Source organism: Aliiroseovarius sp. S1339 (genome assembly GCF_023195695.1).
Classification (GTDB): Bacteria; Pseudomonadota; Alphaproteobacteria; order Rhodobacterales; family Rhodobacteraceae; genus Aliiroseovarius.
Genome location: NZ_JALPQG010000002.1, coordinates 360,351 through 373,140, shown reverse-complemented (window position 1 = coordinate 373,140; position 12,790 = coordinate 360,351). Strand labels below are relative to the sequence as shown.

At 57.7% G+C, this 12,790-nt stretch carries 6 protein-coding genes; all 6 read right to left on the bottom strand.

Features of this window, described 5'->3' with window-relative positions:
• Positions 1-29: 29 nt before the first annotated feature.
• Positions 30-7,418, bottom strand: coding sequence for a SpvB/TcaC N-terminal domain-containing protein (locus MUY35_RS04765; RefSeq protein ID WP_248364293.1), 7,389 nt, complete (start codon positions 7,416-7,418; stop codon positions 30-32).
• Between the two features lie 428 nt (positions 7,419-7,846).
• Positions 7,847-9,568, bottom strand: coding sequence for an ABC transporter substrate-binding protein (locus MUY35_RS04760; protein ID WP_248364290.1), 1,722 nt, complete (start codon positions 9,566-9,568; stop codon positions 7,847-7,849).
• 76 nt (positions 9,569-9,644) lie between these two features.
• Complete coding sequence (locus tag MUY35_RS04755; RefSeq protein WP_248364288.1) at positions 9,645-9,917, bottom strand: DUF2160 domain-containing protein; 273 nt, start codon at positions 9,915-9,917, stop codon at positions 9,645-9,647.
• A gap of 22 nt (positions 9,918-9,939) precedes the next feature.
• On the bottom strand, positions 9,940-10,788 hold the full coding sequence (locus MUY35_RS04750) for a carbohydrate ABC transporter permease (protein WP_248364286.1): 849 nt from the start codon (positions 10,786-10,788) through the stop codon (positions 9,940-9,942).
• A complete protein-coding gene (locus MUY35_RS04745) occupies positions 10,788-11,660 on the bottom strand; it encodes a sugar ABC transporter permease (RefSeq protein WP_248364285.1) in 873 nt (290 codons plus the stop codon). The genes MUY35_RS04750 and MUY35_RS04745 overlap by 1 nt, the downstream gene beginning before the upstream one ends.
• Positions 11,661-11,708: 48 nt before the next feature.
• Positions 11,709-12,788, bottom strand: a complete 1,080-nt coding sequence (locus tag MUY35_RS04740) for an ABC transporter ATP-binding protein (protein ID WP_248364283.1) — start codon at positions 12,786-12,788, stop codon at positions 11,709-11,711.
• Positions 12,789-12,790: the final 2 nt, after the last annotated feature.

The following is a 12,790-nucleotide window of genomic DNA, read 5'->3' as shown; positions in this document are numbered from 1 at the left end:
CGAATTTGAAGTTGCGTTCTGTATAAGTTTTACCTGCGCGCCCGCCTGCTTGGTTGCACCAACGGCGCGTTGCGAATTTGGTTCTGAAATCGTGGCGTCCAGCCCGGCGGGCGTGAGGACGTGGCTTGCGTATGGAACCAGCTTGGAAACGGATCATATTGAATGCCGAAAGCGGCGATCCCTGTGCTTGATTCATTAAGATAGAATCGAGCGGTATGAAGTCGTCCCCAGTCGGTTCCTCGCGGATGGGTGTCGGTGAAGGCGTATTGTGGCGATGGGCGCGAACCCATGCCAACGATGTTGTCAGGCGCGTTTGGTCCGCCGACGCTGGATATCCGCCTTCGCAGGTCGGGTATTGTTGACACGTAAGATGCCGAATAATTCTCGATACCAATGCCGACGAATAAGCCACCAAGTTTTTGGGGTTGGTTGCTGTACGCTCGTGCCTGTCCCGGCGACAGGTAGTGTTGCACCGAAGTTGGGTTCGCTGCGAACTGATTGACGGCGCTCTGCACGATCTGTGCAAGGACTCTTGCGTTTGGTGGGACCCGTCCCTGTCCGCCAAAATCGACGACTTCCACAGGTCCGGGCTGGAAAACCTGGGCGGCCGAGACGCCGGTTAACGTGGTGCCGGGGGTACTGGCTTCTGCGACCTGGCCACTGAACAGAAGAAGCGGTCCGCCGCCAACAATGCCAATTAGGTCGGTCAGTTGATCCTCGTTGAGATTGTTGATCGGTATAAACGTACCTTCCGTCATCGCCAGTTCGGAAAGCGCATTGTGTTCGGCTCTCATCGCGTCATTGGCGCGGGCCTCAGCGAGAGCGTCGGCATTGTATCTTTCGAACCGTTCTCGATCCCGGTACCACTCAGAGGTGGAGTGCAATACCTGTTGAGTGATCATCTCACCGGAAAGTCTTGCCTCCTCTGTTGGTGGCAGTCCTCCTGCAATTCGATCAAAATACTTGTACCAAATATACTGTTCTTCCGTCATCGCAGAAATAGTTGGTCCTCTACGGACCTCCGGATTTTCAACAAGATCATTGATTAATGAATCGCCAAGGCCGGTCGGGTCTGCGGCGACTATGGGTCTCCCACCCACATAGGCATATACATTCAGCCCATCACCGATCCCGATCGGGTCGGCTGCCGTCCACCGTGCCAGCCAGGGCGCATAGTAGCGGGCGCCGTGATAGGTGAGGCCGGTTTCCTCGTCACGTTCCTTGCCGGTGTAGCGGTAGCGCTTTTCGGGCACTTCGCGAGCGGTAGTCACGGCATGATAGGCCGTGGTGCCGTAGGGGTGATATTCCTCGTAACTGATCAGTGCTGCGGCTTCGTCCAGTTCCAGCACGGCGGAGCCAAGGTGGTTGCCCAACTGATAGCGCGTCAGGGGCTGGGGGCTGGTCAGGCGCGTCCCATCCACGACCGTAGCGGTTTCAAGAAGGGCAATCTGACCGGAATCGTCGGACACCTGCAGAGTCTCGCGCTCCTGCTCGATCGCATCGCCCCGCATCTCCCGGTAGATTTCGAACCCGTTGAAATACAGCCGCTCGGCAACCCGTCCGTCGGGGAAGATCCGGCGCTTTCGCACCCGCTGACCGTTGGCATCGTAGGTGTATTCTGCATGGCCTTCGATGCCTTTGTCGACCCGGACCAGTCGTTCCGCGAAATCCCAGTCCATCGCGGACAGATGCGCCATGGCGGTCATGCTGCCATGAGCATTGTGAGTGAAAACTTCAATCGCTGATGTCCCAAGCTGGGTCGATGCCAACCGGTTCGAACTGGCCTCATAGCTGTGGTTGCGCGTCCAGCTGCCGGCACCTGCCGTATGCCGGATCTGTGTCAGGTTCCCCGCCGCATCATAGACGTAACGCTGCGCGTAGGTACGCATCCGGGCTCCGTCTTCCGGGTGTGTCTGGCTTGCCCAGCCGCTTTGCCAGTCGGGCAACCCTGCCTGATCGATATGTTCGCGCCCGGTTGCTTCTGTTAGTCGATATAGCGCGTCGTGGCGGAACGTGCTGTGCGCTTCGACGACCTGATTGTTGAAAAAAACACTTTGCTGGGCGTGGTCTCGTTGCGCTGTGATGTTTCCCACCGCGTCATAGGTAAAGGACAAATCCTGAAGGGTGGCACTATCGCTGTCGCGGGTTGTCATCAGGCGGCTGAGGCGACAAGTCGTTCGCTCATATTCATAGGCGGTCGTTACACTGTTACCGTAACGAATGTTCTGTCGCTGCCCCTTTGCGTCGTATGTCATGTGTTCCAGCAACGCCAACTCACCCATCCCGGGTACGCTGGCGCGCATTTGATCCAGCGCGCCGCCTTCATCATAAGTTGGGCGTGTGACCGAGGGCTTCATGCTGTCCGTATGAGGCGCGATCCATTCTGTGACACGGCCAAGCGCGTCATAGCTGGCCCGGCTGACGAAGACCTCATCCGACAGCACACCGAGCAATCCGCGCGGATCGTCACCCCAGTCAATTGGGTCCGATGGGCCGACGGGAAACGCGAAACGGCGCTCTGTCTCGGTGATGTTTCCGCTAAAATCGAAGGCAAGTGTCCGGGCAAGGCCGGACTGATCCCAGACCTCAATCGGTCGCCCCGCGGTGTTAAGCACCTGATCAGTGCCATAGACGATGGCCGCGACGCGCCGTTCGCTGCCATCGGGCAATGTCAGCCTTTGGCCAACGGGTCGGTTTGCAATATCGAATTCCGACGTCTGCATGTGGCCGCGCGCATCCCATGTCATGAAGGTCCGCCCAAGAACGTCGGGAAACTGCCAGCGCTCGCCGGCATCCATGCTGCTTTGGTAAAGCGGCGACTTGCCGCCTTCGCGGCCCGGCGTCATACCATAGCCATGGCGCACAACTTCGTTTGCGCGGGCATCGGTGACGCTCAGTAGATTGCCCTCTACATCAAGTTCGGACTGGACTGTCAGTGTGACACCCTGTTCGGGCATTGTGTCCGTCCATATCGCCCGTCCGAGTGCATCCGAGTGGGTGCAGGCAGGCGTCGCCGCATGTTCGCCCGAGGCTAGCGCCGCCACCTGCGCGTCGGCACCGAGTGCCCCCCCCGCGCGCGCCGAAAACCAAAGCGGATGCACCAGTTCTGGCGGCAGGCCCGCGAAATGGCCGCCCAGTTCGGCATCCGCTGTAGGGTCGGCGATCAGGCACGTATCGGCGGCATCCCAATCTTCTGATCGCCACGCGGTCCGAGACGTCTTCACCCATGTGCCGTCGGCGTGGAACGCCCCGATACCGCGCCCGGCCGCATCATAGAAATTCAGCGTGCTGGGGCCTTGTTCGACCAGTTGTGGATCGTTCTCAAACTCTGGCGTGGTCGAGAAATAGGGCTCGAATGTTCGAAGTGGCGCGCCCTTGTTGTTATAGATCGTCCGCCCATTGCCGACCCAGCGCAAAGCCGGGGGCGACAGGGCGCTGGTGTCCACCACCGCCAAATTGCCGTTCTCAGCAATTTGTTGGGCTGGCCCCGGGGCGGCCTGGACTTTAGTCATGATCACGTTGCCAGTGCCGTCGGCATAGGCGTGCGATGTCAGCGTCTGTCGCGGCTCAACGCCCGGATTCTGGTGGTGATAGGTCGTATGACTGGTGGTTGATGCCCGCACCGGTCGCTGCTCGTTCACCCAGCGTTGCATATCATAGCTATGGACCACGCTGGGATGGTCAAGCGTGTCGCCCTCGCAGGGCTCATGCCCGGTCGGCGCGTCGGTTGATGCCACCTTGCCCATCCGAGCCACCGCTGACACCTGACCCAGCGCATCAAAGGTTGCGACCGTCCAGTTCAGGTTTTCGTCGCGAACGGCGCGCGGGGCCAACACGCGGTAGTCATTCAGCGCGCGGGTTTGAAGACCGACCGCATTTGTGGCGCGAACCGGCAGTAAATGGTGCCCATCCAGTTCGATCAAGGTCTCTGCTCCAAACGGGTCCTTTGTACCAAGCGGCATGTAGAAACGGGCAGGCGCGTCTGATCCGAAGATCTGTGTTCCAGACGGTGCCCAATACCCCGTGTCGGGAACCCCGGAGGCATCCAAACTGTGGATATACCGCGCCTGATCCAGAAGCGCCGCATCCACCTTATCCCCATAGAGTTCGGTCAGCGTTTGCGGCGTGAAGGCAAGCTGTTCGGTGCGATAAACCATGCCCAGCGACCCGTCCTGACCCAAGTTCAGCGGGGTCGTCAGGTCATCGTTCAGATAGAGTGTGCGCCGCCGGGACAGTACCCGGCGCGTGATCCCGGGGCCGGGCCCTTCGGAATAATCCCGGATCGCGGCGCGGCTGAACCCGTCGTCCATATCCGCTGCAGTTGTCGGGATGTCAGGCGACAGCCCCGAGAGTTCCTCGACCACCTCTTCGACCGGCCTTGGAAGGCTGCGCGCGCGCCCTGATTGCCAAAGGGAGTTGGGGATGGCTGCATTCTCCGCAATCCGTGCGTCGGCAAGCACCTGTTCAGTCATCAGGATATGGGTGCGCGATTGCGCTGCGGCGACCGCGGGCGGCAGATCGTCGGGCAGGGCAGTCCGCGCAGACGCGACGCTGGCCGAGCGGAGTGGCTGGCCGAATGCGTTCCAGTCCAGCACGATCGACTGACTGATGCGTGGATCTTCCGGGCGGCGGTCGAGCTCCAGATTGATGGTCCCGCCGTCAAGGCGCTGAAACACCGCGCAGCCATCTTCAACGCCATCGGCCGGGTCTGCCGACGGTTGGCGCATTTCCAGCCGGTACTGCGATGAGGTGATCGTATAAGGATGCGCCATCTGTGGCGTGTCGTCGAGGGTATAGATTTCTTGACGCAATACTGCACCACGCATGGCACGCTGCGCCTCGCGCCAATCGCGGGTGCCGATATTGTCTGGTAACACTGGTGGGACGGTGATCAACGGCAGCGCGGGGTGAGAGTAGAATTCGCCTGCCAAGACCTCTCCCAGATCACCATTTTCGGTGGTGACGCCGGTGTGAAACCAGGTTTTCGTCAAGATGGGCGGCTGTATGAAAGGCCGCCCTGGATGGTCGGTGTCACCTGTTTCGGCCAGAACTTCCTTGTCGGTCTGATCAACCCGCGCGAAGCCGCGAAATTCCCGGTCATACGTGTCATAGGCCCCGTGGTGGTAGGTGTAGACCGAAGTGAAACTTAAGCCAGACACATTGTCGATCTGCTCAGACCTTGCCAAACAGTGCACCGGGAAGGGCAGGCGGGTTGACCACGGCCTACCACTGGCTTCGTCCTGCAAGTAGAAATCCGTCGACGGCGAATAGCTCAGCCGCGTCTCTGCCCCCATGCCGTTGTCGACGTGGGACAACAGGTATGGCTTCACGCCGCCGGTCAGCTCAGCATAGTGCAGTTCCGCCCCCGCCCCGGGAGTGTTTTTCCAGACCAGAGCCGCCGTGCCGCTGCCCGAGACATCGGCCAGCTCAATATCTGCGGGTCGTGTTGTTGCGGGGAATGGCGCGGGAAGCGCCTGCCTTGCCGTCCAGCCATTGCCCGCCCGGTTCAGCCACAGCGATGGCCCGTCCCGCCCAAGATAGAGGAGGTCGGCCAATCCGCTGCCATCAATGTCACCCAGACGAATACGCGCCGGGTCAAACTGATCGGGTCGGTCGAACAGTGGCGCATCTCGCATCTGGACAGGGTCCGCAAACCTGCCATGGCCGAGATTGGGCCAATAGAAGACGCGGCCGTTTTCGACGCGAACCACATCGGTCAACCCGTCGCCGGACATGTCCGCAAGGAAAACGCGACCACGTTTGTCGTCAAACAGAAAGCCAATCTTACGCGCACCCTGCAATGGAAACTGCAACCGCCTTGGCTTGCCGTGGCCATGAACCCCGCGAGACGGGTACCAATAAAGAAAGTCACCGTCCGTCTGCAGCACGTCTGCCAACCCGTCGCCAATAAGGTCGACATAACGCAACTGCCTCCCGCTGGTGCCACCTGTCGGCGTTGCCGCGAAACTGCGCGCAAGGCCCGGCAACCCGTCGTCGCCCAGCTGGGCCAGGCTCGCAATTCCCCGGTCGCGGTGGACCACAGTCCGCCCGCCTGCCAATGTCTCGATTGTTTGCACACCGCCCAGCCCCCGCAGGCTGAACTGTCGGGCTAGTGTTTGTTCTATTCCCAGACGACCGTCCCCAAGATTGCGCCGGAACAGAAGCGCCTCGCCTGCCTCGCGCACAAGCCCCGGCAGGCCCTCGGACATCAGATCCTGCCACTGTTGCCTTGGGGCGCCGCTGATCGCACTGCCGGTCCCGGTGGTCACCGGACGAGCCTCGCCGTTCAAGGTCAGGCTCTGGTATTCAAAACTGATCCGGGGTGCGCGTTGCGCTATCAGTGCATTGCTATCGTCGCGCTGATATCCAAGGGAACGAACGCCACTTATCAGGCTCAGCCCATTTTCGGCCTCTTTGTGCAAAATCTCCAGCGCGCGGACCGGCTCGGGATCTGTGCCCAGTTCTGGGAAAGAGTGCAGCATCAGAACCCGTTGGCACCGACGATAGTACCTTCGTTCAAAACCTGCATCATACCGGGAGAAAGGGTCTGGGCGCACCGACCATTCGGCCACGGGCGCATCGCCGGGCGTTGCAACATCATGGTCGCCATAATCAAACAGCAGCGTGAAGCAGAAATCCTGTGCCGGTGGGGCCACACCGTCGAAGGGCGTTCGGTTGCCGTACCGGACACGTTTCAGATAGTTCGTGGCGGGTGCGCGGTCAGAGCGATGCGCTTCAGAGACCTCATTGAAGTCGATGCCCGCGTGGTTTTCGCGCGCGTACTCAAAGACCGTCAAGTTGCCAAGCGCATCGAACTGCCGCTCTAGCTGCCAAGCAAACACTTGCGTTGGATCGGCGGGGTTGAAGACGCGCGCAGCGGCCGTCAGGCCGAAGACCGAGACGACGTTCCCCGATGACCACATCCGCCAATGGCCTTCGCCCGACGCCCGATCAACCCACATCTCAATCTGGTCATGGGTGCTGTCGATGCGTGGGCGAAACCGCGCAATCTGATAAGTACGGCTGTTTTCCTGCGCCAAGCCTGTCCCGGCAATACCGGTCACCCGAACCAGGCCTTCACCACCCAGGATCGAAAAGATATCGCGTCCGTTGTCGTAGTCGGGTAATCGCTTGGACGCGCGCCGATGAATCTGCGGCACAGGGACATCCCAGCCAAGTCCGAAGGAGGACATCCCGTTTCCTGAATCGTGAACAAGAGCCAGTTCAGGCGTTAAGGCCCGCGCTGGGCTGAGCGGCAAGGGGACGGTGAATGATGCGGTCCCGGTTGCTGGATTTGCCTTGAAAGTTTCGCCGATACTTCTGATCGCGCCGCCGCCACTGGGCAGCGTGAAGGCCGCCTCTGGCGCAGGTGCCGGGTCTTGGCGCCCAGGGTCATCGATGGTCGTTTCCGTCGACACAATCCTCGCCCTAACGTTGAATGCTACAACGCCATATTAACACAGGATTGCGCACGGGCCTAATCTCGGCAGCGGTAAATGACCAAAGCAAAATTAACATCGCATAACGTCATCGACAGAGAAATCGAGGCAACTGACTTCAGACACTTCCCTGTCTTAAGGCGCAGCGAACTTACCTGTTTCGTAACAGTTAGCCATTTCGCGCCAGTTGGTGATGTCGATTGCGTCAATCTGTGATGCCGTGTTGTCCGTGCCTTTCGTCGCGGCGTGGCAGGTGGCAGGCGTGGTATCCGAAAGGTCAGGCGGATCATGCTTGATCCAGCCGGAGTGTCGGCCACGTCAAGCGACGACCCCTTTGAGGATCATCAAGAATGTGTGTGAGACGGCGGGGGTATCTGGGGCCAGCAATGTGGCCCCAGATGATTAGCTTACTGCCAAGATTGGATCAGCTCGTCATAGGCGATCGTGACAGGCGTTTCGTCCTCGTTTTCCAGTTTCGCTTTTGGCGAACCGGGCTGGCTAAGCCAGTGAGACGGGTCCTGCTCATCGTTCATCAGCGGGCCGATGTCACCCTGAACGCCAGCGCGCTCAAGACGGATCATGACTTTTTCCTGATCTGCGCAAAGCGTATCAAGCGCTTCTTGCGGGGTCTTTGCACCGGACATTGCGTCGCCGATGTTCTGCCACCACAATTGTGCCAGCTTAGGATAGTCAGGGACATTAGTACCAGTCGGTGACCACTGAACCCGCGCTGGTGAACGATAGAATTCGACCAGACCACCCAGCTTGGGCGCACGTTCGGTAAAGCTTTCGTGCTGGATCGTCGATTCACGAATGAATGTCAGGCCAACATGGCTTTTCTTCACGTCCACAGTCTTGGATGTCACGAACTGCGCATAGAGCCACGCAGCTTGCGCACGATCGACTGGCGTCGATTCCATCAGGGTCCAGGAGCCAGCATCTTGATAACCGATCTTCGTGCCCTCGGTCCAATATGCGCCGTGCGGTGAAGGTGCCATACGCCACTTTGGCGTGCCATCTTCGTTCATCACTGGCAGATCAGGCTCAACCGAAGCGGCCGTAAACGCGGTATACCAGAACATCTGCTGTGCGACGTTACCTTGGGCAGGAATTGGGCCTGCTTCAGAGAAGGTCATACCGGCAGCGGCAGGCGGGGAGTATTTTTCCAGCCATTCGATTGCTTTGGTCACAGCATAAACCGCTGCTGGGCCGTTCGTGGCACCGCCACGCGCGACACAAGAGCCAACTGGCTGCGAGTTCTCGTTGACGCGGATACCCCATTCGTCAACTGGCAGGCCGTTTGGTTCACCGACGTCTCCGGCACCGGCCATGGACAGCCATGCATCAGTATAGCGCCAGCCCAAAGATGGATCTTTTTTGCCGTAGTCCATGTTACCGAAGACTTCGCCTTCAACGCCAAGCCGTGACAAATCACGGCCAGTGAAGAATTCCGCGATGTCTTCATAAGCAGACCAGTTTACCGGAACGCCCAGATCATAGCCGTAGGCTTCTTTGAAATCCGCTTTGTTCTGTTCGTCGTTGAACCAATCATAGCGGAACCAATAAAGGTTCGCGAATTGTTGGTCTGGCAACTGATAGACTTTGCCATCTGGACCGGTTGTGAACGAAAGGCCAATAAAGTCTTCCAGATCAAGGTTCGGGTTCGTCACCGAAGCCCCGTCGCCAGCCATCCAGTCGGTCAGGTTGCGTGCCTGCTGGTAACGCCAGTGCGTCCCGATCAGATCGCTGTCGTTGATATAGGCGTCATAGATGTTTTCGCCCGACTGCATCTGTGTTTGCAGTTTTTCGACAACGTCCCCTTCACCGATCAGGTCATGAGTGACCTTGATGCCGGTGATGGCTTCGAATGCAGGTGCCAGAACGGTGGATTCATAGGTATGCGTTCCAATCGTTTCGGACACCACGTTGATCGACATGCCAGCGAATGGTGCGGCTGCGTCGACAAAGAACTGAAGTTCAGCTTCTTGGTCTGCACGCGACAGCGATGACAGATCACCAATCTCTTTGTCGAGGAATGCCTTCGCAGCATCCATGTCTGCGAACGCAGGCGCGGCAATCATGCAGGCAGCAAGACTTAACGCAGTCGTTCCTTTAAGTCGCAAGTTCATTATTGTTCCTCCCTAAAAATAGAACATTCAAGACGGTCCTGATCTTGCAAACGAGACCGTCGTATAATGCCGTCCTTCAAACCCAGCGGAAAACCGCGATGGCATAAAAGAGACATACGATCAGTGCGCCCCATTGGGGTGCGCTGAGCATTCCAAGCCAAGCCAAATTGATAAAAGCCGAGCCGAGCAGCGTGATGAACAACCTGTCACCACGTGTTGTTTCGATCCCGAGGACACCGTTGCGCGGCACTTCGGGAAATTTGATCGCGAGGATCGTAAAAGTGATCAAGGTCACTGCAATCACGCCGAAGAAAGCGGCGGTCGGCCAAGTCCATGCCATCCAGTCCATTGTTTTTCTTCTCTTTCTTTTCTTAAACGCGGCCCAAGGCAAAGCCTTTGGCGATGTAGTTGCGAACAAAATAGATCACCAAGGCACCAGGAAGGATTGTCAGAACCCCCGCTGCTGCCAGAACCCCCCAGTCGATCCCAGCCGCCCCGACGGTCCGTGTCATAGTGGCCGCGATTGGTTTGGCCTCAACACTGGTCAGGGTCCGGCTCAACAGAAGTTCAACCCATGAGAACATGAACAGGAAGAACGCGGTCACCCCGATACCGGATGCAACCAGTGGTGTGAAAATCCGAATGAAGAACCGCGGGAACGAATACCCATCAATATAGGCTGTCTCGTCAATCTCTTTTGGGACGCCCCGCATGAAGCCCTCAAGTATCCACACCGCCAACGGCACGTTGAACAAACAATGCGCCAAGGCCACCGCGATATGCGTGTCAAACAGACCGACCGAGCTATACAGCTGGAAGAATGGCAGCGCGAAGACGGCTGGCGGTGCCATGCGGTTGGTCAGCAACCAGAAGAACAGGTGCTTATCGCCAAGAAACGTGTAACGGCTGAACGCATAGGCCGCAGGCAGTGCAACCACCAGCGAGATGACCATATTCATCACCACATAGGTCATCGAATTCAGATAGCCGGTATACCACGATGGATCCGTAAGGATCGTCAGGTAGTTGTCGAAGGTCAGGTTACGCGGCCAAAGGGTGAAGCTGTTCAAAATCTCTGAGTTCGTCTTGAGGCTCATGTTGAGAAGCCAATAGATCGGCAGAAGCAGGAACAGCAGGTAAAGACCCATGACGATGGCGTTGCCTTTGACCTTTGGCAACGCAAAGCCGCGCTTGGCGGATGTGTTGGTAACGTCTGACATCAGTGACCATCCCTTTTGTCGAGGTTCGTCATGACCGTGTAGAAGACATAAGAAATCAGCAGGATCACCAGGTAATACATGATCGAGAAGGCGGCGGCCGGACCAAGGTCAAACTGCCCCAGCGCCATCTTGACCAAGTCAATCGACAAGAACGTCGTAGAGTTCCCGGGTCCACCACCCGTCACCACGAAAGGCTCTGTATAGATCATGAAGCTGTCCATAAATCGCAGCAGGATCGCGATCATCAGCACACCCATGATCTTGGGCAATTCGATAAACCGGAACACTTTCCAACGGCTGGCTTGGTCGATTTTGGCCGCTTGATAGTAAGCATCAGGGATCGACTGAAGCCCTGCATATGCCAACAGCGCGACCAGCGACGTCCAATGCCAGACATCCATCACGATCACAGTTGCCCACGCCGCATAGAAGTCTTGGGTATAGTTATAGTCGATCCCAACAGCGGCCAAAGCATAGCCGAGCAGACCAATATCAACGCGCCCGAAAATTTGCCAAATCGTGCCGACCACGTTCCATGGAATAAGCAATGGCAGTGACATCAGGATCAGACAAAACGAGGCCCAGAACCCTTTTTTCGGCATATTAAGCGCCACGAAGACACCCAGCGGAATTTCAATCGCCAAGATGATGCTGGAAAATGCGATCTGACGCCCCAGTGCATCCCACATCCGTTCGGACGCCATCATTTCCCTGAACCAGTCAAGGCCGGCCCAGAAAAACTGGTTGTTTCCGAACGTATCCTGCACGGAATAGTTCACAACGGTCATCAGGGGAATGACAGCAGAAAATGCGACGAGCAGAAGCACGGGCAAGATAAGGAACCAAGCCTTTTGGTTGACTGTCTTATTCATGACGCTCTCCTTGCAAAGGGGTGACGATTGGGTGGGCCGCGTTGCGCATCACACCACCTCGGGCGCGACGCGCCAGCTGTTGGCATAAACGTTGATCCCAACTGGGTCGAAGACAAGGCGGTTCATGTCAGGCGAGATATCCTCGCCTTCGCCCGCAAGAACATTGACCTCGACACCCTGGAAGTCGGCGCGAACAATTTTGTGACGCCCCACATCTTCAACCCGCTTAATGGTGACAGGCAAGCCGACATCGCCCGTGCTGAGCGAGGTGAATTCTGGACGCACCCCCAGTTCAACATTGCCAGTCGGGTGGCCGAAACCTTTACCCAGCGCGATCTGCGTTCCACCAATAACGGCCTTGTCACCTTGCACATCGGCCTCAAGCACGTTCATTCCCGGAGAGCCGATGAAATAGCCGACAAAGGTGTGTTCCGGTGTTTCAAACAGCTCTTGTGGCGTGCCCATTTGCACAACGCGCCCATCGTACATCACAACCACCTTGTCCGCGAAGGTCAGAGCCTCGGTCTGGTCATGGGTCACGTAAATCATCGTGTGACCAAATTCGTGGTGCAGCGATTTAAGCTGCGTGCGCAGTTCCCACTTCATATGGGGGTCAATCACGGTCAGCGGTTCGTCGAACAAAAGCGCATTCACGTCTTCACGCACCATACCACGGCCCAAAGAAATCTTTTGTTTGGCATCTGCGGTCAAGCCACGCGCTTTGTGGTCCAGCGTGGCCTCCATGCCGATCATCTGCGCAATCTGTTGGACGCGCTCTTTGATGTAAGCCGGATCAGCGCCCCTGTTGCGCAACGGAAACGCCAGATTGTCGCGCACAGTCATCGTGTCATAGACGACGGGAAACTGGAAAACCTGCGCGATGTTACGCTGTGTTGTCGGCGCCATTGTGACATCGCGGTCGTTAAACAGGATGCGTCCCTGACTGGGGTGCAACAGGCCGGAAATAATGTTGAGCAGTGTGGACTTGCCGCACCCGGATGCCCCCAGCAGGGCATAGGCCTCTCCATCAACCCAATCATGGTTTAACTCTTTAAGGGCGTAGTCATCTTCATGCTGTGGGTTTGGCAGATAGGAATGTGCCAGATTTTGGAGGGTGATTTTTGCCATGT

Coding starts and splice junctions, on each gene's coding strand:
- MUY35_RS04760 (WP_248364290.1), bottom strand. CDS start 9,568: ATGAACTTGCGACTTAAAGGAACGACTGCGTTAAGTCTTGCTGCCTGC.
- MUY35_RS04755 (WP_248364288.1), bottom strand. CDS start 9,917: ATGGACTGGATGGCATGGACTTGGCCGACCGCCGCTTTCTTCGGCGTG.
- MUY35_RS04750 (WP_248364286.1), bottom strand. CDS start 10,788: ATGTCAGACGTTACCAACACATCCGCCAAGCGCGGCTTTGCGTTGCCA.
- MUY35_RS04745 (WP_248364285.1), bottom strand. CDS start 11,660: ATGAATAAGACAGTCAACCAAAAGGCTTGGTTCCTTATCTTGCCCGTG.
- MUY35_RS04740 (WP_248364283.1), bottom strand. CDS start 12,788: ATGGCAAAAATCACCCTCCAAAATCTGGCACATTCCTATCTGCCAAAC.